General features: G+C 72.9%; 16 protein-coding genes. 7 read left to right on the top strand and 9 right to left on the bottom strand.

What is annotated here, in order from left to right; genetic code table 11:
- Window positions 1–64 precede the first annotated feature (64 nt).
- Together ACR68M_RS15745 and ACR68M_RS15740 are read right to left on the bottom strand one after the other, a co-directional pair.
- Window positions 65–1,213 (bottom strand): sensor histidine kinase, encoded by a 1,149-nt coding sequence (locus ACR68M_RS15745; protein ID WP_441251125.1) that lies wholly within the window; start codon window positions 1,211–1,213, stop codon window positions 65–67.
- Window positions 1,210–1,881 carry a response regulator gene (locus ACR68M_RS15740; protein ID WP_441251124.1) on the bottom strand — a complete coding sequence of 224 codons (672 nt, stop codon included), beginning with the start codon at window positions 1,879–1,881 and terminating at the stop codon, window positions 1,210–1,212. Before ACR68M_RS15740 ends, ACR68M_RS15745 begins: the two co-directional genes overlap by 4 nt.
- Window positions 1,882–2,175: 294 nt before the next feature.
- Here ACR68M_RS15740 and ACR68M_RS15735 point away from each other — a divergent pair, with 294 nt between their 5' ends.
- Together ACR68M_RS15735 and ACR68M_RS15730 are read left to right on the top strand one after the other, a co-directional pair.
- Window positions 2,176–3,924 (top strand): phosphatidylglycerol lysyltransferase domain-containing protein, encoded by a 1,749-nt coding sequence (locus tag ACR68M_RS15735; RefSeq protein ID WP_441251626.1) that lies wholly within the window; start codon window positions 2,176–2,178, stop codon window positions 3,922–3,924.
- Window positions 3,925–4,234: 310 nt separating this feature from the next.
- Window positions 4,235–5,011 carry a hypothetical protein gene (locus ACR68M_RS15730; protein ID WP_441251123.1) on the top strand — a complete coding sequence of 259 codons (777 nt, stop codon included), beginning with the start codon at window positions 4,235–4,237 and terminating at the stop codon, window positions 5,009–5,011.
- Window positions 5,012–5,037: 26 nt separating this feature from the next.
- On the opposite strand, the gene ACR68M_RS15725 is transcribed toward ACR68M_RS15730, so the two are convergent.
- Window positions 5,038–7,764, bottom strand: a complete 2,727-nt coding sequence (locus tag ACR68M_RS15725) for a SpoIIE family protein phosphatase (RefSeq protein ID WP_441251122.1) — start codon at window positions 7,762–7,764, stop codon at window positions 5,038–5,040.
- A gap of 296 nt (window positions 7,765–8,060) precedes the next feature.
- Here ACR68M_RS15725 and ACR68M_RS15720 point away from each other — a divergent pair, with 296 nt between their 5' ends.
- The 5 genes from ACR68M_RS15720 (at window position 8,061) to ACR68M_RS15700 (ending at window position 13,831) form a co-directional block, all read left to right on the top strand.
- Window positions 8,061–9,266: a rhodanese-like domain-containing protein gene (locus ACR68M_RS15720; protein WP_441251121.1), complete on the top strand. Its 1,206-nt coding sequence runs from the start codon at window positions 8,061–8,063 to the stop codon at window positions 9,264–9,266.
- Window positions 9,267–9,333: 67 nt separating this feature from the next.
- Window positions 9,334–9,966 (top strand): DUF5819 family protein, encoded by a 633-nt coding sequence (locus ACR68M_RS15715; protein WP_441251120.1) that lies wholly within the window; start codon window positions 9,334–9,336, stop codon window positions 9,964–9,966.
- Window positions 9,963–11,030, top strand: a complete 1,068-nt coding sequence (locus ACR68M_RS15710) for an HTTM domain-containing protein (protein WP_441251119.1) — start codon at window positions 9,963–9,965, stop codon at window positions 11,028–11,030. Before ACR68M_RS15715 ends, ACR68M_RS15710 begins: the two co-directional genes overlap by 4 nt.
- A gap of 18 nt (window positions 11,031–11,048) precedes the next feature.
- A complete protein-coding gene (locus ACR68M_RS15705) occupies window positions 11,049–13,169 on the top strand; it encodes an FUSC family protein (protein WP_441251118.1) in 2,121 nt (706 codons plus the stop codon).
- Complete coding sequence (locus ACR68M_RS15700; protein ID WP_441251117.1) at window positions 13,166–13,831, top strand: TrmH family RNA methyltransferase; 666 nt, start codon at window positions 13,166–13,168, stop codon at window positions 13,829–13,831. The genes ACR68M_RS15705 and ACR68M_RS15700 overlap by 4 nt, the downstream gene beginning before the upstream one ends.
- A gap of 122 nt (window positions 13,832–13,953) precedes the next feature.
- Here the strand turns inward: ACR68M_RS15700 and ACR68M_RS15695 are convergent, their stop codons facing one another.
- The 6 genes from ACR68M_RS15695 to ACR68M_RS15670 form a co-directional block, all read right to left on the bottom strand.
- A complete protein-coding gene (locus ACR68M_RS15695) occupies window positions 13,954–15,195 on the bottom strand; it encodes a peptidoglycan-binding protein (protein WP_441251625.1) in 1,242 nt (413 codons plus the stop codon).
- A gap of 116 nt (window positions 15,196–15,311) precedes the next feature.
- Entirely contained in the window at window positions 15,312–15,773 is a 462-nt protein-coding gene (locus ACR68M_RS15690) for an SAM-dependent methyltransferase (RefSeq protein ID WP_441251624.1), read from the bottom strand.
- A 53-nt stretch (window positions 15,774–15,826) separates the two neighbouring features.
- Window positions 15,827–16,714: a pyridoxamine 5'-phosphate oxidase family protein gene (locus ACR68M_RS15685; RefSeq protein ID WP_441251116.1), complete on the bottom strand. Its 888-nt coding sequence runs from the start codon at window positions 16,712–16,714 to the stop codon at window positions 15,827–15,829.
- A 46-nt stretch (window positions 16,715–16,760) separates the two neighbouring features.
- A complete protein-coding gene (locus ACR68M_RS15680; protein WP_441251115.1) occupies window positions 16,761–17,210 on the bottom strand; it encodes a VOC family protein in 450 nt (149 codons plus the stop codon).
- A 138-nt stretch (window positions 17,211–17,348) separates the two neighbouring features.
- The gene (locus ACR68M_RS15675; protein WP_441251114.1) at window positions 17,349–18,386 is read right to left on the bottom strand and encodes a hypothetical protein; all 1,038 of its coding nucleotides are present in this window, start codon (window positions 18,384–18,386) and stop codon (window positions 17,349–17,351) included.
- A 236-nt stretch (window positions 18,387–18,622) separates the two neighbouring features.
- Window positions 18,623–21,052 carry a protease pro-enzyme activation domain-containing protein gene (locus ACR68M_RS15670; protein WP_441251113.1) on the bottom strand — a complete coding sequence of 810 codons (2,430 nt, stop codon included), beginning with the start codon at window positions 21,050–21,052 and terminating at the stop codon, window positions 18,623–18,625.
- Between the last annotated feature and the right edge of the window lie 164 nt (window positions 21,053–21,216).

Below are 21,216 nucleotides of genomic sequence, written 5' to 3'. Positions count from 1 at the left end.
GCGGTGCCCTTCCCTCCGGGGGAGGGCACCGTTCTGTTTGGCCGGCCGCCTACTCGCCGACTGCCTACTCGCCGCCCGCCGGGAGCTCGGCCCGGACCACGAAGCCGCCGTCCGGGGTCGGCACGGCGGTGAACGTGCCGCCGAGCAGCTGGGCCCGCTCGCGCAGGCCGACCAGGCCGTGGCCGCCGCCGGGGAGCTCGGGTGCGGGCGCCGGGCCCGCCGGGCGCGGCGGCGGCCCGTTGCGGACCTCGACCAGCAGGCGGCTGCCCCGGGCGGCGATCCGGACGTCGACGGCGGAGCCGCGGGCGTGCTTGCCGATGTTGGTGAGCGCCTCCTGCACCGTCCGGTACGCGGCCCGCTCCACGCTCTCCGGCCAGGGGCGGTCACCGGGGGAGAGCTCGGCGCGGACGGTCAGGCCGCTGTCCTCGACCAGCCGTGGCAGATCGGCCAGGCGCGGCTGCGGCGCCAGCGGCACGCCGGGCCGCAGGCCCGCCGCGCGCAGCACCCCGACCATCTGCCGCAGCTCCTCCAGGGTGCGAACGGAGAGCTCGCGGATCGTCCGGGCGGTGTCCTTGGCCGTCGGGTCCGGGGTGCTGACCTGGAGCGCACCGGCCTGCACGCTGATCAGGCTGACCTGGTGCGAGACGACGTCGTGCATCTCGCGGGCCAGCCGGGCCCGCTCGGTGGCGAGCACCTGCTCGGTGAGCAGCCGGTTCTCGCGCTGCCGGCCCCGGGTCAGCTCGTCCAGCCGGGAGGCGAGCTCGTGCCGGGTGCGGGAGAGCAGCCCGAGGGCGGCCGGCCCGGCGCCGAGCATCACGGACTGGATCGCGTCGAGCGCGGTGTCCCGGTCGAGGGCGAGCGGGTGGTCGGAGAGCGGCCAGTGCAGGAACTCGGCCAGCGCGAAGGCGGTGGCGCAGAGCACCGTGACGCGGGACTGCGCCCGGTGGGCGGCCACCGAGTAGACCGCGACGATCGGGGCGATCCAGATGTACGTGAAGAAGGTGCCGGGCAGCACCAGCAGCAGGACCAGCACGGGTCTGCGGCGGCGCAGCGGCAGCGCGAGCGCGGCGAGGGCGGAGAGCGCGAGCTGCCACCAGGCGGCGCCCTTGGCGACCAGCGCCGCGTCGACGGCGGAGAGCAGGACGGGCAGGGCCAGCATCAGCCAGGGCGTGGTCGTCCAGGCCGGGCGGCGCGACGGCCCGGCGTCGCTCATGCCTCGGGCTGCTGGGGGTTGCGGACCAGCCCGGCGCGGTTGGCGACGACGGCGGCCTGCACCCGGTTGGCGGCGCCGAGCTTGCCCAGGATGGCGCTGATGTGGTCCTTGACGGTGCCGGTGCCGAGGAACAGCCGGTCGGCTATCTCGGCGTTGGAGAGGCCCTCGCCGAGCAGCGCGAGCACGTCGAGCTCGCGGCCGGTCAGGCTGCGGGTGAGCGCCGTCGCGTCGGTGTCCGGGCCGCCGCCCTCGACGTAGCCGCCGATGACGGTGCGGGTGACGGTGGGGGAGAGCATGCTGCCGCCCGCGGCGAGCACCCGGACGGCGTGCACCAGCTGCTCGGGGGCGGTGTCCTTGAGCAGGAACCCGGCGGCGCCGGAGCGCAGCGCGGTGCCGATGTACTCGTCGGTGTCGAAGGTGGTGAGCATCGCGACGGCGGGCGGATCCGGCAGCGCGCGCAGGCGGCGGAGGGCGGAGATGCCGTCCAGGTCGGGCATCCGGATGTCGAGCAGCACGACGTGCGGGCGCAGTTCCGCGGCCTTCGCCTCGGCCTGGCCGCCGGAGCAGTCGCCGACCACCTCCAGGTCGGGGGCGGAGCCGACGATGAGTCCGAGTCCGGAACGGACCAGGACCTCGTCGTCCACGATGAGGACGCGGATCGGGGTCATGGTTCTCTCCTGGGGGTACGGGCTGCTCGGATGTACTGAGCCTAAGACCTGCCGGGTGCGGGGGTACCGACCCCGCCGATCGGCGGGGGTTGAATCCGCAGTCGGGTTCACACAATTCTCATCGGTGGTGAGCAACCATGGAAACTGCACCCCAGTGCGGATGCGCTCCCCCAACTGATCGTTTGGAATTGACCTGTGTCCTCCACCGTGAAGCCGGAGCCGTCCGCCGTTCCCGACCCGAGCCCCGGCGCCGCCGCGCGGGCACTGGCCCGCTGGCGCCCGCGGGCCGCCGCAATGACGGTCTGGTACCTGCGCCTGCTGGCGCTGCTGAACCTGGTCGCGGTGCTCGCGGTGCCCTTCCGCACCCAGGTGCGGCACCACAACGAGGGTGAGTTCTTCCTCCCGTACCTGCTGACCGCCGGTCTGACCTCGGTGGTGCTGTCGCTCTTCCTCGCGGTGGCGATGCGGCGGCGCAAGCGGGCAGCGTGGATCTTCAACGTGGCGCTGTCCGGGTTGTTCTTCCTGCTCTACCTGGTGGCGATGATCTGGCCGGAGGAGGGGCTGAAGTTCAGCACGCACCCGCTGAACTACGTCTCGACCGTGCTGACCGGCCTGTTCTTCCTGGCCTGCCTGGTCGGCCGGGCGGAGTTCACCTCCAAGGGGGACCGCTCGAACCCGAAGATCGGGGTGGCGACCTTCTTCGGCGGGCTGGTGTTCGGCGGCGGGCTGGGCGCGCTGCTGGTCGGGGCGACCAACACTCTCTCGGGCTCGACCTTCGGTGACCGCTTCGGGTACTCGGTGGCCCGGATGATCACCCTTCAGCCGTCCGAGCACTCGATCGACGTGATCAACGCCCCGACCTGGGTGAACGCCTTCATCAACGCGATGGGCGCGGTGCTCTTCCTGCTGGTGCTGTACGTGGTGTTCCGCAGCCCGCGTGGGCAGGAGCTGCTGACGCCGGAGGACGAGGCCCGGCTGCGGGAGCTGCTGGACCGGCAGGGCGGGCGGGATTCGCTCGGGTACTTCGCGCTGCGCCGGGACAAGGCGGTGGTCTTCTCGCCGAGCGGCAAGGCGGCGGTCACCTACCGGGTGGTCGGCGGGGTCTCACTGGCCTCGGGCGACCCGATCGGTGACCCGGAGGCCTGGCCCGGGGCGATCGAGTGCTGGCTCGCGGAGGCCCGCGAGCACGCCTGGGCGCCCGCCGTGATGGGGGCCTCCGAGGAGGCCGGGGTGATCTACGCCCGGCACGGGCTGGACGCGCTGGAGCTGGGTGACGAGGCGATCGTCGAGCTGGACGAGTTCTCGCTGGAGGGCCGCGCGATGCGGGTCGTCCGGCAGGCGTACAACCGGGTGAAGCGGGCCGGGTACACGGTGCGGGTCCGGCGGCACGAGGACATCCCCGAGGCGGAGATGGCCGAGCTGGTGGAGAAGGCGGACCACTGGCGGGACGGCGCCACCGAGCGCGGCTTCTCGATGGCGCTGGGACGCCTCGGCGACCCGGACGACGGCCGCTGCGTGATGCTCGAATGCCACGACGGCGCAGGTGAGCTGCAGGCTCTGCTGAGTTTCGTGCCCTGGGGCGACAAGGGCCTCTCGCTCGATCTGATGCGCCGTGCGAGGGACACCGAGAACGGCCTGATGGAATTCATGGTGATCGAACTCCTCCAGGGATCCAAGGACGTCGAACTGGAACGCGTATCGCTCAACTTCGCGATGTTCCGCTCCGTCTTCGAGCGCGGATCGAAGCTCGGGGCCGGCCCGGTGCTCCGGCTCTGGCGCTCCGTGCTGGGCTTCTTCTCCCGCTGGTGGCAGATCGAGTCGCTCTACCGGGCGAATGCGAAGTACCGGCCGATCTGGGAACCGCGCTATCTGCTGTTCGAGAAGAGCAGCGAGATCCCCCGGATCGGCATCGCCAGCGCCCGTGCGGAGGGCTTCATCACCGTACCGAGCCTCCCCGCCCTGTTCCGTCGTCGACATGTCCGGGCGGCCGCTTCGGCGGACTCCGCCGGGCTGCCGGTGGCGGAGCGCGGTGGGAAGGGGTAGTCCCTCCGCCGGGGGGCGGAGGGCGGCCGACAGGTGCACCGGAATTACCGGCTGACCTGCTCGGACACCCCGCACATACCTGGAGGACGACATCTCAGGTCGTACCCCGTCAGGGTCGGCACCTGCCGACGGGGGGTTGTCCTCAGGGTTTTCTCACTCTTCAGGATGAGCCGCGATTCCCCTTTCAAGCTGAGGCATTCCGTATAGCGGGTCCTTAGTGTGGATGTAGTGGTCTGCGGCAGCATCCGGGGTGGATGGTTCCGCGCACGAAACGTGTTGGACCGAGAGGGATCGAACGGGAGCAGCAGCTGTGAACCAGAACACCCACGCGGGGGGCGTGCGAAAGGGGCCGCTGGCGTATGCCAGACGGGCCGCTGTCGCCGAGTGGGGGGCGCTCTTCGCCGCCGTCCGGGAGCAGCTGGTGCGCAAGCGCTTCGCCGCGATCCCGCTGGCGACGGCGGCGACGCTCCTGATCCTGCTGTTCAGCATCGTCCAGCACCTGCCCGGCGGGGAGCGGCTGGTCACCCAGCTCGGCGTGGTCAAGGCCTCGCTGCCGCTCGACGTCTCGCTGCTGCGCACCCCTCTCTCGCTGTACGTGCCCGCGCTGGACCTGCCGGTCTGGGGTGCGCTGGCCCAGGTGCTGGTGGTCTTCGGCGTCGCCGAGATCGTGCTCGGCCGGCGGATGACGCTGGTCGTGGCGTACCTCTGCACCCTCGCCGGGACGCTGTTCGCCCGGGTGGGCGTCGACCTCGGCCCGGATCACCTCTTCGGCTTCCCCAAGTGGGTCGGCTACGTCCGGGACACCGGCCCGTCGGCCGCCGTGGTGGCGCTCGCGGTGTGCATCGCCTTCCGCTGCCGCGCCTGGTGGACGGGCGGCACGGTGATCGCCGTGATGGTCAGCGAGGCCGTGGTGCTGCCGAACCTGGCCGGTCTGGAGCACGTCGTCGCGCTGATCGCCGCCGTCCTGATCGCCGTCTCCGTCGAGGTCTTCGGGGACTTCTGGCCGCGCGTCCTGGCCGGCGTCGGCGCGGCGACGTTCATCGCCACGGAGGCCCGGCGGCGGCGGGCCGTGACCGCCGCGCGCTGAGCCCCCGGGGGGCCGGCCGGTCGGGATCAGCCCCGGGGGAGGGCCATCTCGAACCAGACGACCTTTCCGACGGCCTTGCGGGCGGTGCCCCAGCGTTCGGCGAGTTTGCTGACCAGGTTGAGGCCGCGGCCGTCCTCGTCGAGCTCTTCGGAGGGCTCCAGCGAGGGCAGGTTGTGGTTGTCGTCGCTGACCTCGACCAGCAGTTTGTCGACCCGGATCAGCTGGAGCTGGACGTGGTCGCGGGCGACCCGGACGGCGTTCGTGACCAACTCGCTGACCAGCAGTTCGACGGTGTCGGTGAGGGCGCTGAGGTGCCAGGCGGCGAGCTGCTCGCGGACCAGGGCGCGGGCGTGGCGGACCTCCTCGGTGTTCACCGCCAGCTCCCACGTCGCCACCTCGGTCGGGGCGACGCCGTCGAAGCGAGCCACCAGCAGGGCGATGTCGTCCTGCCGATCCTCCGAGTGCAGCCGCTCCAGCACGACGTCGCAGGCCTCCTCGGGGCTCTGCTTCGGGTCGATCAGGTTGCCGCAGAGCGCGGCCAGCCCGGCTCCTATGTCACCGCCCCGGACCTCGACCAGGCCGTCGGTGCACATCACCAGCATCGAGCCGTCCACCACGTCGATCTTCTTCGCGACGAACGGCACCCCGCCGACCCCGATCGGCGCGCCCGCCGGGATCTCCAGCAGCTCGCCGCTGCCGTCGGGGTGCACCAGCACCGGCGGGACGTGCCCGGCGCTGGCCAGCTCGCAGGTGCGGTTGATCGGGTCGTAGACCGCGTACAGGCAGGTCGCCAGGTGGTCGTCGCCCAGCTTGTGGGCGAGGTTGTCCAGGTGGCGCAGCAGCTGGCCCGGCGGCAGGTCGAGCGCGGCCAGGGTCTGCATCGCGGTGCGGAAGCGGCCCATCGCGGCGGCCGAGTGCAGGCCGTGGCCCATCACGTCGCCGACCACCAGGGCGACCCGGCTGCCGGGCAGCTGGATCGCGTCGAACCAGTCGCCGCCGACCTCCGCGCGGCGGTCGCCCGGCATGTAGCGGTGGGCGATCTGCACGCCCGGGATCTTCGGCGGCCGGGTCGGGATCATGCTCCGCTGGAGCGTGGTGGCGACCTTGGACTCGGCCCGGTGCAGCCGGGCGTTGTCCAACGAGAGGGCGGCGCGGGCGGCCAGCTCGCGCAGCGTCGCAGCGTCGCTCTTGTCGAACGGCGCGCGGTCGGGCAGCCGGAGCAGTTTGAGGATGCCCAGCACGGTGCCCCGGGCGGAGAGCGGCAGCACCAGCATCGAGCGGCCGACCACTATCGGGGCGAGGTTCTGGCTGCCGAGCGAGACGGCGTACTCGACGGCGACGTCCGCGCTGATCACCGGCACCAGCACCGGCTGGTTCTCCTGGAGGGCCAGGCCCGGCGGGGTGGAGCGCGGCATGGCCAGCAGCGCGCCCTCCTCCAGTACGTGCTCCCAGTGGCCGGAGGCGGCGTTGAAGGAGCGGGCCACCCGGCGCAGCGAGGTCGCGTCGTCCGGGCGGCCGAGCGGCAGCTCGGAGTCGGAGATCAGGTCGTCCAGCAGGTCGACGCAGGCGAAGTCGGCGACCCGGGGGACGAGCACGTCGCACAGCTCGCGGGCGGTGGTGTCCAGATCGAGGGTGGTGCCGACGCTGGCGCCGACCTCGCTCAGCAGGGCCAGCTGCTCCCCCGCCTGATGGGTGGTCAGCACCTCCACTGTCGGGGAGGGCTGGGCGGGCAGCTGCGCGGCGCGGGCCGGGGCGTGGCCGTTGACGGAAGGTTCGATGGTGGGGCCTCCCGGAGTCGGGACGGTGGACGAGCCGTTGGCCCGTCCGGCGGGGGCGAGCACCGGGCGGCGAGCCTGGCCGGGGACACCGCTATCGGCGGTCGGCAGCACCTGGAGGCCGATCGCGGCCTGGCCGGGGCCGGGCCGGGCGGGCTCCGGCGGGCGCCGGGCGGCCCGGGGCAGCACGGCACGCTGCTGGGCGGTCGGGTAGCGGCGGCCCAGCCCGGCCGCCACCCGGGCCACCCCGGCACCGGCCGGTTCGTACGGCAGCACCGGCAGCCGGGTCGCCGAGTCGACCAGGAGGGCCGGGGCGTCCGCCGTCAGCAGACCGAGCAGCCGCCTCCGGCGCTCCCCCGGACCGCGCGGCAGTAAGCCCTCGACGGCGGCGGCACCGCCCGCCCCGGCGGAGGTGAAGGCGGCGGTGACCCGGTGGAACCCGCCGAGCGAGCCCGGCGCCGCCGCGTACGGCAGCAGTCGTTCGCCGAGCGCGATCCGTGGGCCGGCGGAGCGCAGCGGGCGGGCGTCGGCGGCCAGCACCAGCAGGCTGCGCCCGGCCGGGTCGGCCAGCGGGTAGGCCCACCAGAGCATGTCGCGCAGCCGCTCCTCGCGGTCGAACGCGGCCATCGCCCCAGCCCAGGGGGTGTCGTCGGGCCGGGTCAGCGCGTCCAGGGTGTCGAAGGCGTCGCAGCGGCGCCCGGTGCCGGCCGGGCCGGGGCCCGCCGCCCCCGGCCGGGGTTCGAGGGCGGGCAGCAAGCCGGAGGCCATCCGCCCGCGTGTGACCTCGGCACGGTGGCCGAAGAGCTCCTCGGCGGCGCGGTTCCACCCGTCGATCCTGCCCTCCGGATCGACCAGCACCGAGGCGACCCGGAGCAGGGCGACCACCCCGGCAGGGCGGCCGCTGCCCGGGGGCGCGCCCGACGGCCCGCCCGGGGCGCCGTTCGGCATGCTCGGTGTGGAATTGGGCTCGTCCGCCATGGATCCGGTCTGCTCCCGCCTGGCCGCTGCGCCTTCCTCGGTGTACCTGTGCGGCGCGGTCTCCGTCGCAGTGTGCCCACTGGCACCCTGCCTGCCCGCGCGTGCGCCTTCCAGCGAAGCACGGAGAGGCCCGGGACTGATAGCTAATCGGGGAGATTCGTAAGTATCAGTTGCGTGTCACCCTCCGTACGCCCTGTTTCACATCGGGTTCATCCGATCGGAGCAGCCCACCGGCCGGTGGGCGCCCGGGTAGGGTGGCAGCCCGTACCGCAGGTACCTGAGCTGAAGGCGAGCAGGTGAGCGCTGAGATCCCCGTCCAGTGGACCGACCCCGAGCGGCAGCAGCTGGAGGAGCGGGTCGCCGCGACCGAGCTGGCCTGGCTGACGCTGGAGGTCGACGTCGAGACCCTCAGGGTCGAGATCGACAACTTCGCGCTGATCCACCACGAGCTGCTCGGCCCGCTCTACGCCCGGCTCGACGAGCTGGACGCGCTCGTCGCCGAGGCCGTCGCCGCGCGGACGGGTGACCCGGAGGACCTCCGGCGGGCCGCCGAGGCGCGCCGCCGGGTCGACGAGCTGCCCGATCTGGACGCGCTGCTCGACAGCATGCCGGAGCCCGGCCCCCGGGAGGCGGAGCAGCCCGAGCCGCCCAGGCGGGTGCGCCCCGACAAGGAGGCGCAGCGGGTCTACCGGGAGCTGGCCCGCCGGGCCCACCCCGACCTGACCACCGACCCGGCCGAGCAGCAGCGCCGCTCGGTCTTCATCACCCGGGTCAACGAGGCGTACGCGCTCGGCGACAGCAGGGCGCTGGGCGAGCTGGCCGAGGAGTGGCGGACGGCCCCCGAGGCGGCGCCCGCGCCCGACGCCCCGGACCGGCTCGGCTGGCTGAACGAGCGGCTGGAGTGGCTCACCGGCAAGATCGGCAAGCTGGCCACCGAGCAGGTGCGGCTGGAGCAGACGCCGATGGGCGAGCTGCTGCGGCTGGCCCCGCAGGACCCGGTCCGGCTGCTGGAGGAGCTCGCCGAGCAGCTGCTCGGCCGGGCCGCCGGGCGGCAGGACGAGCTGACCCGGCTGCTCTCGGAGCTGGAGGCCGCCGCCGCCGGCCACGGTGCGGGCCACAATGACAGTGCGGGCCACAATGGTGGACACCACCACGGAACTCAGGAGAACCCGACGATGTTCAGCCAGCTGCCCAGCACCGACGCCGCCTCGGTGCCCGCCGACGCCCAGCTGCTCGACGTCCGCGAGCAGGACGAGTGGGACGCCGGGCACGTGGACGGCGCCCTGCACGTCCCGATCGGCGAGGTCATCGCCCGGCTCGACGAGCTGCCGGAGGGCAAGCTGTACGTGATGTGCCGGGTCGGCGGCCGCTCCGCCCAGGTCGTCCAGTACCTGGTCGGTCTCGGCCGCGAGGCGGTCAACGTCGACGGCGGCATGTTCGCCTGGGAGGCCGCGGGCCGCCCGATGGTGAGCGGGCAGGGCCAGGCGGCCTTCGTCCTCTGATCGTCCGATCGTCCGGGGCTCGTCCAGGGTCTGGGCCCGTGCGGGGGCAGGCCCTACGATGACGGGCGTGCCCCGCACCTGGTCCGCCCCCGCGAAGGTGGTGCTCGGTGTCGCCGGGGCCGGGATGGTCGGCGCGACGGCGGTCTTCCTGGCCGCGCTGGTGCTGCACGTCGCCCCCGCCAACGCCCTGTCAGAGCGCTACCAGGGCCAGGTCGACCGCGTCGTCTACCCCGAGTTCGAGCAGAACTGGCGGCTCTTCGCGCCCAACCCGCTGCAGCAGAACCTCGGCCTCGACGCCCGGGTGCAGACCATCTCCGCCGAGCAGCGGATACGCACCGGTGACTGGGTCGACCTGACGGGCCGGGATCTCGCGGCGATCCGGCACAGCCCCGTCCCCGGTCACCTCGCGCAGAACCAGCTGCGCCGGGCCTGGGAGTTCTACGACTCCACCCACCCCGCCGACGGCACCGGCCAGGCCGACGAGCGGGGCCGGCTCGCCGAGGAGTACCTCAAGCGGGTCGCCCTCCAGCGGATCGGGCCGGCGCCCGGGGGCGAGCGGGTGCTCCAGGTCCAGGTCCGGCTGCGGACCGCCCCGATAGCCCCGCCGCAGTGGAGCAGCGCCGCGCCGGAGCCGGACGTGCCCGACCGGGTGCTGCCGTGGTGGCCGGTGGACGAGACCGACCGTCAGGGGCTCGGGTGAACCCCCGGCACGCGGTGGCGCAGTTCACCGGACGGGCCGTCGGGCCGTACCAGGCGGCCGTGGTGCGGATCGGCTTCGGGCTGGCCTGGGCGGCGTACCTGCTGCGGGAGTGGCCCGAGCGGCGGGTGCTGTACGGCGACCGGGCGCCCTGGTCCGACGAGCTGGCCGCCCGGCTGCTGGCCGGGACGCACGCGTTCACCGTGCTCGGCTGGCAGCACGGCAGGCTCTGGTCCGAGCTGGTCTACCACCTGGCGATCGCCGCCGCCGTGCTGTTCGCACTGGGTTGGCACACCCGGGCGAGCGGGGTGCTGTTCGCCGTGACGGTGCTGTCGCTGCAGAACCGCGACGTGCTGGTCGGCGACGGCGGCGACAACGTCGTGCACCTGATGGCCCTCTACCTGGTGCTCGTTCGCTCGGCGCAGGTCTGGTCGCTGGACGCCCGGCGGCGGCCGGCCGGCCGTGGCGGCTGGGCTAGCTGGGGCGGGGTGGTGCTGTGGGTGGTGCTGGGTGCCGCGCTGGCCGCGACCGCCCCCGGCTGGACGCCCTGGCTGTGGGGGCTGTGGGCGGTCGCCGGGGTCTGGTGGGGCGTCGACCGGTGGCGGCCCGGGGGCGAGCTGCGGGCGGTGCTCGACGCGCTGGCCACCATGCTGCACAACTGCGGGATGCTGGTGATCGCCGTGCAGACCGCACTGATCTACTCCACCGCCGGGTGGTACAAGGTGCAGGGCTCGCGCTGGCAGGACGGCACTGCCCTCTACTACCCGCTGCACCTGGGCCTGTTCACGCCTTGGCCCGGCCTCTCGGCGCTGCTCGGCTCCAGCCTGCTGCTGGTCTTCCTGCTGAGCTACGGCACGGTCGTGCTTCAGGTCGGCTTCCCCTTCCTGGTGTTCAACCGGCGGCTGAAGAACGTGCTGCTGGTGGTGATGATGCTGGAGCACGCGGGGATCGCGGTGCTGCTGGGCCTGCCGTTCTTCTCGCTGGCGATGCTGGCGGCCGACGCGGTGTTCCTGCCGACGGCCTGGCTGCGGCGGGGCCCCACCTCTGAGGGCCTGTCGGCTGCGTGAGGTTCTAGACTGCCCCGTATGTCCTGGTCTGCGGCTCTGCGTGACACCGTGCGGGCCGGGCTGCGGCTGGACCGGACGTTGAGCAGCCCCCGGCGGGCGGTGCGGGGGGCGCTGGCGGTCGCGTTGGTGGTCTTCCCGACGCTCGCGCTGGCCGGGCCCGCGTTGGCGACCTCGGCCGCGATGGGGGCGTTCATCTCGGGCACCGCCACCTTCCAGCGCAGCTTCCGGCCCAGGGTCTCGCTCGCCGTCGCGGCCGGGATCGGACTGGGCGTCAGCACCTTCTTCGGCTACCTCGCGGTGGGGGTGCCCGGGGCCTTCCCGGTGCTGCTCGCGATGTGGGCGTTCGGGGCCGGGCTGGCCTGGTCGATCGGGCCGAGCGGCGGGGTTGTCGCCTCGACCACGCTCTCCGTGATGCTGGTCGTCGTCCAACTGCCCGTCAGCGTGCCGACCGCGCTCGGGCACGGCCTGCTCTGCGCGCTCGGCGGCGCCGTCCAGGGCCTGGTCGTGACGGTCTGGCCGATCGACAGCTGGCGCGCCCAGCGCGACGCCCTCGCCGACACGTACGCCTCGCTGGCCGACTACGCCCGCCGACTGCGGCAGGACCCGACCGCGCACGTCGACCCCGCGCCGTTCATCGTCGCCCGGCAGGCCGCCACCCTGACGCCCTGGCAGGCCCGGCACCGGCCGCCCGAGCTGAGCGGCCTGCGCGGCATCGCCGAACGCATCCGCCCGGCGCTCGCCGCCCTCGCCGACCCCAAGGTGGGCGCCCCCGCCGAGGGCCCGCAGCGCGACCGGGCCCGGGAGATCCTGGCCGCCGCCGCCGAGGCGATGGACGCCCTGGCCCGCGCCGTCCGGGCCGGCGAACCGCTGCGGGCCGTCCGCTCGGCACCGGTCCTCAGTCTGGTGCCCGCCGCCGACACCGACCCGGCCCGGCTCACCGGCCCCGCCCGGCGCTCCGCCCGCCGCCTGATCACCCTGCTGGGCCGGGCCGCCGACACCCTCGACGGACAGGACCAGGACACCGTCAGCAGCCCCGCGCTCGGCCCTGGCCTGCACCGCCCCTCGCTGTTCCGGCTGCTGCCCGTCGCCTGGCAGGCCGTCCACCGCCAGCTCCAGCCGCGCTCGGCGGTCTTCCAGCACGCCGTCCGGCTGGCGGGCGTCGTCACCGTCTCCTACCTGGCCGCCAAGCTGCTCGGCCTGCACCACGGCTACTGGGCGCCGATGACCGCCGTCATGGTGATGCGCCCCGACTTCGCCCAGACCTACAGCCGGGGCGTCGCCCGGCTCGCCGGGACGGTCGTCGGAGTCGCCGTCAGCACCGCCGTCGTGCAGACCCTGCACCCCGGGCAGTGGCTGGCCGCCGCGCTCGCCGTGGTCTGCATCGGCGGCGCCTACCTGACCCTGAAGACCGGCTACGCGCTGATGACGGCCTGCGTCTCCTCGTACGTGGTCTTCCTGCTCGGGCTCCAGCCCGGCGACCCGGTGCAGACCGCCCTGGAGCGGGTCGGCCTGACACTGCTCGGCGGCACCGTCGCGCTGCTCGCGTACGCGCTCTTCCCCACCTGGCAGACGGCCCGGCTCGCCGAACGGCTGGCGGAGTGGCTGGCCGCCGCCGGGCGGTACGCGGGCACGGTGGTCGGCGTTTTCGGGGAGCCCGCCAAGCGCGGCACGGGCGAGGTGCGCAAGGCCCTGCTGGACTCCCGGGAGGCCCGATCGGAGCTGCTCCAGGCGCTGGAGCGGGCCGACGCGGAGCCCGTCCGGCACTCCTCGCACCTGCCCGAGCTCTCCCGCAAGCAGCTCGACCGGGCGCGGGCGGCGATCGGGCTGCTCGGGCGCAGCGCGGTGCTGCTGGAGGCGCACCTGCCGGAGCGCGGCGCCGAGCCGGTGCCCGGGGCCGCCGCCTTCGGCGAGGAGCTGCGCTACGCCACGGCGATCGGCGGGGCCGCGCTGCTGGTCGGTCAGCTGCCGGACTTCGCCGACCTGCGGGCCGCGCACGAGAAGTGGGACGCGGAGCTGGCGGAGCTGCCCCGGGACGACGGGGTGGAGGTGGCGCGGGCCGGGACGAGGCTGGTGATGCAGGCGCTGGCCGACCTCGACAAGGCCGTCCGTCCACGGCGCCCCGTACCCTCGGGGGCGTGAGCAGCAACGGTGTGCCCCAGCTGGGCGAGCAGTACGACGAGGGTTTCGCGGCGGCGGAGGGCGATCGGGAGATCGGGGTCGGGCCGCACCCCGAGCCCTGGCCGGTGGGCCCGCAGTACGACCCGTCGCTGCTGGCCGCCGGGGACCGGCGGAACGTCGTGGACGCGTACCGGTACTGGCGGCACGAGGCGATCGTCGCCGACCTGGACACCCGGCGGCACGGCTTCCACGTCGCGGTGGAGAACTGGCAGCACGACTTCAACATCGGGTCGGTGGTGCGGACGGCGAACGCCTTCCTCGCCGAGGAGGTGCACATCGTCGGGCGCCGCCGGTGGAACCGGCGCGGCGCGATGGTGACGGACCGGTACCAGCACGTGCGGCACCACGAGAGCGTCGCCTCGCTGGCCGCGTACGCGGCGGAGGCCGGGCTGCCGGTGATCGGCATCGACAACCTGCCCGGGGCGGTGCCGATCGAGACCTTCGAGCTGCCGGAGCGGTGCGTGCTGCTCTTCGGCCAGGAGGGGCCGGGGCTGACGGAGGCCGCCTGGGAGCACTCGACGGCGGTGTGCTCGATCGCGCAGTACGGGTCGACGCGGTCGATCAACGCGGGGGCGGCGGCGGCGATCGCGATGCATGCGTGGGTGCGGGCACACGGGGTGTGAGCCTTACCGAGGTCGCGTGACTTGCACTACCCAGGGGCGCGAGGAACTGCGCGATGCGGAGGCACTGGACCGTTGCTTCCGATTTCGCGCAGTTCCCCGCGCCCCTATGGGTTGGCCATCAGTTATCTGAAGAGCTGGGCCCAGGTGTCGGGGCCGGGGTAGCCGTCGGCCTCGGGGCCGCGCCAGCCTTGGGACTGTTGGAAGTCGGCGACGTTGAGGCGGTCGGTCTCGGACCAGGTGGGGCCGGGGCCCTCGGTGTAGTGGCGGCCGTAGCCTTTGCGGACGAGCTGTTCGCCGAGGAGGCGGACGGAGTCGTTGCTGCGGCCGGGGCCGAAGGCGTCGGTGCCGGGGAAGGGCGGGGGTGTGGTGGCCGGCGGGGGCGGCGGGGAGGGGACGGCGGGGGTGGCGGGGATGTCCTTGCCCTTGGTGTTGACCAGGTAGTCCCAGGTGTCCTTGCCGGGCAGGCCGTCGGCTTCGCCGCCCTGCCAGCCCTGGGCGAGCTGGAAGGCCTCCGTCGCCCGCCGGTCGGCCTCGCCCCAGGAGGGGTCGGGCCCTTCGGCGTAGAAGCGGCCGCCGCCGCGCCGGACCAGCATGTCGCCGAGCCGCGTCACGTAGTCGTTGCGGGCGCCGGGCCCGAAGGCGTCGTTGCCGGGGAAGGCGTCGGCGGTGCCGGCCGACAGGCCCCGGTAGCGGTAGGGGACGTACGCGTCGGCGTGGCTCCAGTACGCGTACGGGGTGGCCCGCTTGCGGGTGTTCGGGCGGGTCTGCTCGTAGGCGAGGTACTGGGTGTGGGCTGCGTCCTGCCAGCCGCCGAAGAGCACGGTGTGCGATCCGCCCTGGGGGCTGTCCGGGTTGTTGTAGACGAGGATGTCGCCCGGTTGGAGCTCGCTGCGGGCTATTCGGTCGGCGTAGTCGGGCAGCGTCCAGGTCGTCTGGCTGCTGCCGAGGCCCCAGGCCATCGAGATGAAGCCGGAGCAGTCCTGGCGGTAGCCGTCCGACCAGTAGCTGCTCATGCTGTACGGCACCTGCTGGTCGACCCAGCGCTGGGCGCGGGCCAGGATCTCGGCGCGGGTGGTCGCGGCGGCGCCGGTGCGCAGGTGCGGGGTGACGGACTGTCGGCCGTGCAGGCTGCTGACCTCCCCCTGCGGGGTGTCGTCGGCGGTGCTGGTGTCGCCCGCGCGGGCTGCGGCGGCGGAGGCCGTGACGGTGGCGGCGCTGCCGAGCACCGTGCCGGCGGCCGCCATCAGGACGGCCGCGCGGCGGGCCCGCCGGGGGGCGGTGGCTGCTCGCCGGTGCACTCTGCGCAGGTCTGCGCAGTTGGCGCAGGCACAGGTGTCGTCCGGCTCTATCTCGGTGAACTCCATCAGCACGGCTCGGCCTCTCCTCGGTTTCAGGGGAGATGTGTTCCACGGCCGGGTGATGGCAAATCAGGACAAAGGTCACATCCTGGCCAAGTTTTGGTCAGCGGACCTTCTCGGTCTCAGTAGTAGCCCTGCATCAGGTCGTCGGCCCAGGCGGGCTGCCGGGTCTCGCCGATCGGGCCGAACTCGCGCAGGTAGGGCTTGATGTCGACGACCGGCGTGCCCTCGACCGCGTCCAGGCCGAGGACGTGGATCTCCAGGCCGTCGGTCTTCACCAGGCGGCAGCGGGAGACGCCGATCCGGTTGGGCCGGTTCTTGCCGCGCTGGGCGAAGATGCCGGTCAGCGGGAGCGCCGGGTTGTTGCGGGGGTGGCGGTGGCCGGTCTCGATCTTCTCGACCGGGACCTGGTCGAAGTGGAAGACCACCTCCAGGTGCGAGAAGGCCTCCAGGCCGGAGATCGCGTCCGGGGTGAACTGCGCGCCGTCCAGCCGGATGACCGCCGCGACCTCACCCCACTCGAAGCGGTCGTCGACCTCGGTGCGGTCGCTGGTGCTGACGTGCCCGATCGGGCGCAGGACGATGTCGTTCACGTTCGGTGACCCCCGTGCTGGTTGGTGACCCCTCGGTTCCGGACTCAGTATCGGACGAGCGGGGGGTTCGCGGGGGAGAATTCCGGCTCCGTCCAGGTGAGGGCGGTGGCGTGGGCGATCTCGACCACCCGTTCGACGCTGAACTCGACGGCGCGGCCGCCCTCCGGCGAGGCCCAGTCGACCTCGGCGCGGCCCGAGACGAGCAGGGCCGAGCCGGTCTCCCAGTCCGGCAGCAGCAGGGCTGCGGCCGGATTGACCGTCAGGTTGCCGAGGCTCATGAACATGCTGTTGCCCGGGTAGTCGGCCCAGCGGAGCCGGTCGGGGGCGGGGGCGGAGAGGAAGCCGGGGTTGCCGCCCCGGTGCGAGGCGTCGACCTTGCCGTCCGGGTCGGCCGTGGCGAAGAAGAAGGTGTCGGCGGTGGCTGCGGTGAGGCGCTGGCCGAGCGAGAGCCCGGTGCCGCTGCTGACGACCCGGGCGTCGGCCGGGGGCGTGTCGAGTGGGCTGCGGCGCTGGATGTACTTCGGGCAGTTGGCGTACACCTCGTCGGCGGCCACGGTCAGGCCGCCGTGGCCGTCCGGGGTGGCGACGCCGTTCAGTCGCATCCGGCGGCGCCCCGCCGGGTCGAGGGCGATGGTGCCGACCTCGGCCGTCCCGGTCAGGGCGTCGGCCAGCGGGTCACCGGCGGCGGGCCGGGATGCGACGGCGAGGGTGTGCGGGTCGGCGGCGTGCAGGAAGCCGGCCGGGCCGGTGAGCTGGGTAGCCCAGAGCCGGCCCGACCGGTCGGCGGCGGCGACCACCAGCATCCGGCGCTCGGCGAGGAAGCGGGCGGCGACCGGCGGGATCGTCCGGCCGATGGCTCGGGCGGCGTGGTCGGCTCGGGCCTGCTGGCCCGTCCGGAGCTGAACGGCGCGTTCGCCGTGGTGGTAGGGCATGGCCGCCTCGGAGTGCGATCGGTGAGGGGTGTGACCGGGTGGGGGCTTAGAAGAAGCCGCAGGTGGGCGCGGTGCCGTGCGGGGCCGGGGCGTCGGAGTGCGCCGCGCCGGTGTAGATCTCCAGCCGGATGCCGTCGGGGTCGCTGAAGAAGATGCCACCGGAGGCGGTGCCCTCGCCGTGCGGGACGACGCCCTCGTGGCTGAACTGGGCGCCCAGGGCGCGCAGGGTGGCCTCGGCGGCCTCCACCTCGGCGAGCGTGTCGACCTGGAAGGAGAGGTGGTGCAGCCCGGCTGAGCCGGGGGCGTAGCTGCCGCTCGCCTGCGGCCAGAGCGTGAGCAGGAGGGTGCCCTCGCGGCCGAGGAAGGCGTAGGCGTGCTCGGGGTCGGTGCCCTTGGCGACCACCTCCAGCCCGAGGACCTGCTGGTAGAAGGCGGTGGAGCGGTCGAGGTCGGTGACGCCGAGGCCGATGTGGCCGGTCTTGAGGGTGCTGGACATGTGTGACGGCTCCAGGGTCGGTGAGGCCCGGTTCGACTAACCGGTACTGATGACAGTAGTGGTTAGTCGCCCGAAGGGTCAACCGTTCTGAAGTTGTGAAGGGGTTAGAAGTCTTTCAGGGGCTCGGAAGGTGAGAGCTCACTCCCACTCCCAGCGGACGCCGGTCTGGCCGGGCGGCTGGTCCGGGGCGAGCACGTGGGCGCTGGCCGAGGCGCCTATCCAGAGCTGATCGCGGCGGCGGTCGGTCTCCTCGCCCGGGTCGCGGGCGTACTGCTCGCAGTGCACGGGGACGGCCGCCGGGTCGAAGTGCACCTGGAGCACGTACTCCCGGACGGGCATCGCGAAGTACCGGGCGTACGTGGTGGTCGGCAGGCCCGGCGGCATCGCCAGCTCGTACTCGAAGACCGTGCTGTCGCCCGCCGCGAGCGGGCGGTCGAGCAGCAGCTCGGCGACCAGCAGGCCGATCTCGGGGCGGCGGCGAACCCGGCCGAGCCTGGCGTGCCGGACGGAGTTGATCTCCGGGCAGCCCGTCGCCTCCTCGTCCGCCTTGTGCACGACCAGGCAGCGCGAGACCCCGCCGACCGTCGCCCGGACGACCTGGCGCATCCGCAGCAGGTGGCCGCGGCGCTCGGCGTCGACGTAGTAGGCGTCGTGCACGCTGAGCCGCTCCAGCTCACCGGCCGGGGGCGCGTCGAGCTCGGCGAAGACCTCGTACATCTCGTTCTCGCCGGGCCAGATCTCCTCGACCGGGCGGCACTCGGTGACCGCGGGGGTGACCCAGCGGCCCCGGGGGCGGGGCGGGCCGAGGAGGGTGGAGAGGGTGGTGTGCGGGAGGCCGAGCAGCTCCTCCAGGAGGTGGACGGCGCGCAGCGAGGTGGCGCGCTCCGGCTGGCTGCGACCCCGACGCCAGTAACTCAGCGTGGTCACGCTGACTCTGACGCCCTGTTGGGCGAGATTGGATCTGATCCGGTCCAGACTGAGCCCGCTCGCCTCGATCGCGGCGTGCAGGGTCTCCGCGAAGTTCCCCGTCGGGCGCGGCGCCGTGGCGCCCGCCGGGAGGGGGGAGACGAGCGGAGCCTGGGCTGCCGCCGGGGGGGCGGCCAGGACGTCCGGTCCGCCGTGCCGTCGACCCACGAGTCGAAGCCGACCGGTCTGTTGCGCGTGCTGTGAGGCCATGCAAAACCCTCCCCACCAGGCGAATTCGGTGGGATAAGTCCGACGCGAATGCGTCAGGGACCTGGCCACCGAGTTGTCGGAACCCTACGCACGGTCGAGAGGCTACGTCATCAACCTGCACATATGACAGTGGTCACGACAAGAAATCCGCCTGCCTGCGGAGATCGAAACATCACGGAAACACTGATGCCGGTACGGGCGGTCGGCCCGTACCGGCATCAGTTGGTGCTACTGCGTCAGGAGACGTTCAGCGCCGTGTCGTCGATCACGAAGCTGGTCTGGAGCGAGGAGTCCTCGACACCGTTGAACTTCACGGTGACGCTCTGGCCGGCGTAGGCCGAGAGGTCGAAGGACTTCTGGACGAAGCCGGTGGCCGCGTTCACGTTGGAGTACGTGGCGAGCGCGGTGCCGTTGGCCGTGACGGTGAGCTTGTCGTAGGCCGTGGTGCCGGTCTCGGCGGTGTCGACGTGCAGCCAGAAGCTGAACGTCGCCTTGCAGCCGGCCGGGACGGTGACGGTCTGCGACACCGAGTCGGTGTGCGCGGAGCCGTAGCCGTTCATCCACGCCTTCCAGGAGCCCGAGTGGGCGGCCTGCGAGGCGCTGTTGTCGACCACACCGGAGGTGGTGGTCCACGGGGCGGCGGAGCCGGTCTCGAAGCCCGCGTTGCCGAGCAGCTGCGCCGGGGTGCAGCCGGTCGAGCCGCCGGTGACCGTCCAGGTGAAGGAGGTCGAGCCGGTGGCGTTGGTGGTGTCCGTGGCGGTGACGGTCACCGTGCCGGTCGAGGCCGCCGACGGGGTGCCGGTGATCTTGCCGGTGGAGGAGATCGACAGGCCGGCCGGGAGACCGGTGGCCGAGTAGGTCAGGGTCTGGCCCGAGGCGCTGTCGGTGCCGCTCAGCTGGAGGCTGACGGCGGTGCCGACGGTGCCGTTCTGGGTGCCCGGGTTGGTCACCGTGACGGTGTTGCCGGTCGGGTTGCCGCCGCTGTTCAGCAGGGCGGTGGCCAGCGAGTCGGCGACGGGGGTGCCCCAGCCGGTGACCTGGTCGTAGCCGGTCTTCGTCGGGAAGTCCTGGTTGGAGCCCGAGGTGACGTCGTGGAAGGTGCTGCTGTAGCTCGCGCTGTTGGCGATCGAGTAGAGCTTCGGGTTCGCCTCGCCCAGGACGGCCTTGCCGGCGGCGGCGGCCTTCTGGTTGTAGAGCGCGGCGTAGCCGGACCACAGCGGGGCGGCGGCGGAGGTGCCACCGTAGACCTGCCAGCCCGGGGCGGAGGAGCCCTGGGTGTAGATGGCGAAGCCGGACTGCGGGTCGGCGTTGGACGAGACGTCCGGGACGGTGCGCATGGTGCCGGTGACACCGGTACCCGTCTGCCAGCTCGGCTTCGCGAACTGGGTCGAGACGCCGCCGCCCGCGGTGCTCCAGGCGCTCTCCGAGGAGTAGCTGGTGCCCGAGACCTTGAGGTTGGTGCCACCGACGCCGGTGTTGTAAGGGCTGGACGCCGGGAAGTCGACGGCCTTGACGTTCGCACCGCTGGTCGAGCGGGTGCAGTCCCTCGAGCCGTCGTCACCCGAGGCGGAGAAGATGCTGATGCCCTGGGCGGCAGCCTGCTTGAACGAGTTGTTCACGGCCGTCATCGAGGCGGCGGTGGTGTCCGGCTCGCAGGAGCCCCAGGAGATGGAGATGACCGAGACCTGGTTGTCCGCCACGATCTTGGCGGCCATGTCGATCTCGCCCTGGTCGCTGTTCGGGGCCTCGTAGACCAGCTGGGTCGCCTTGGGGGCGACACCGCGGACGATCTCCGAGTCCAGCTCGACCTCGCCCTGGCCCTGGCCGGGGGCGGAGTCGTAGCTCGCGCCGTCGACCGAGACGGTGGTGACCGTCGGGCCGGTCAGGCCGTACTGGGTGTCGTACGTCTTGAGGTTGGTCGACTTGTAGCCGTCGAACTCCCAGAGCGCGACCTTGACGCCGGTGCCGTCGGTGCCGACCTTGTTCAGGTTGTAGGCGCCGTCGTACTGGCTCGGACCGAAGCCGCTCGGGGTCGCGTGGGGGGCGGCCGTGTTCGGCTTGGCTATGTTGCGGGTCGTCCGCACCGTGTAGTCGGTGAGGCCCGAGACGCCGGAGACGACACCGGCCAGCTCGGCCGGGACGGTCGCGGCGGAGTCGTTGGCGAAGAAGGTGCGGTTCTTCTGTGCGTCGAAGTACGCGCTCTCCTGGGTGCCGAACGCCTTGGTGATCTGCGCGGCGGTGCCGTGCGCGTTCACCACCTGGCGGTTGTCGCTGACGGAGGAGACCGTCAGGCCCTGGGCGGCCAGGTACGTACGGACCTGGGCGACGTCGGCCTGGGTCGGCCCGAAGCGCTCGGTGAACTGGGCCGGGGTCAGGTAGTGACCGAACTCGGCGGTGCCACGGGTGCTGACGGCCTTCAGGAAGGCGTCGAGCGCCTCGGTGTTGCGGAGCTTGAGGCTGACGGCCACCGAGAGCTGCTGGGCGGCGGGGAGCCCGGCCTTCTTCTGCGAGTGGGCCACCGCGGGGGTCACGGTGTTGGGGAGCGCCACCCGGGAGGCGGACGCGTTCGGGGACGGCGCAGCAGATGCAGCCGTGACACCCAGGGACACCACGGTCAGTGGCAGGACGGCGAGTGCCGCGGTAAGGGCGAGCGAGCGGGGTCGCACGGGCTCCTCCGGAAGGTGTGGGGCGCTCCGGGGTGGAAGACGCTGGTGCGAACCTCCCAGAAAACTCACAGGAATTGGCCCATGGCCAAGCAATTGGTTCCTAAAGAACAGTCAAGTGTGGAATAGCAATTCATGAACAGAATGCAGATATCTCCATACAGTGA

It is taken from the genome of Kitasatospora sp. McL0602 (assembly GCF_052076145.1).
GTDB lineage: Bacteria > Actinomycetota > Actinomycetes > Streptomycetales > Streptomycetaceae > Kitasatospora.
This window is presented reverse-complemented; position numbering and strand designations above follow the sequence as displayed.

Excerpts from the sequence above, each read along its gene's own strand:
- ACR68M_RS15745 (WP_441251125.1), bottom strand. The coding sequence starts at position 1,213 with ATGAGCGACGCCGGGCCGTCGCGCCGCCCGGCCTGGACGACCACGCCC.
- ACR68M_RS15740 (WP_441251124.1), bottom strand. The coding sequence starts at position 1,881 with ATGACCCCGATCCGCGTCCTCATCGTGGACGACGAGGTCCTGGTCCGT.
- ACR68M_RS15735 (WP_441251626.1), top strand. The coding sequence starts at position 2,176 with ATGACGGTCTGGTACCTGCGCCTGCTGGCGCTGCTGAACCTGGTCGCG.
- ACR68M_RS15725 (WP_441251122.1), bottom strand. The coding sequence starts at position 7,764 with ATGGCGGACGAGCCCAATTCCACACCGAGCATGCCGAACGGCGCCCCG.
- ACR68M_RS15705 (WP_441251118.1), top strand. The coding sequence starts at position 11,049 with ATGTCCTGGTCTGCGGCTCTGCGTGACACCGTGCGGGCCGGGCTGCGG.
- ACR68M_RS15695 (WP_441251625.1), bottom strand. The coding sequence starts at position 15,195 with ATGGAGTTCACCGAGATAGAGCCGGACGACACCTGTGCCTGCGCCAAC.
- ACR68M_RS15685 (WP_441251116.1), bottom strand. The coding sequence starts at position 16,714 with ATGCCCTACCACCACGGCGAACGCGCCGTTCAGCTCCGGACGGGCCAG.
- ACR68M_RS15680 (WP_441251115.1), bottom strand. The coding sequence starts at position 17,210 with ATGTCCAGCACCCTCAAGACCGGCCACATCGGCCTCGGCGTCACCGAC.
- ACR68M_RS15675 (WP_441251114.1), bottom strand. The coding sequence starts at position 18,386 with ATGGCCTCACAGCACGCGCAACAGACCGGTCGGCTTCGACTCGTGGGT.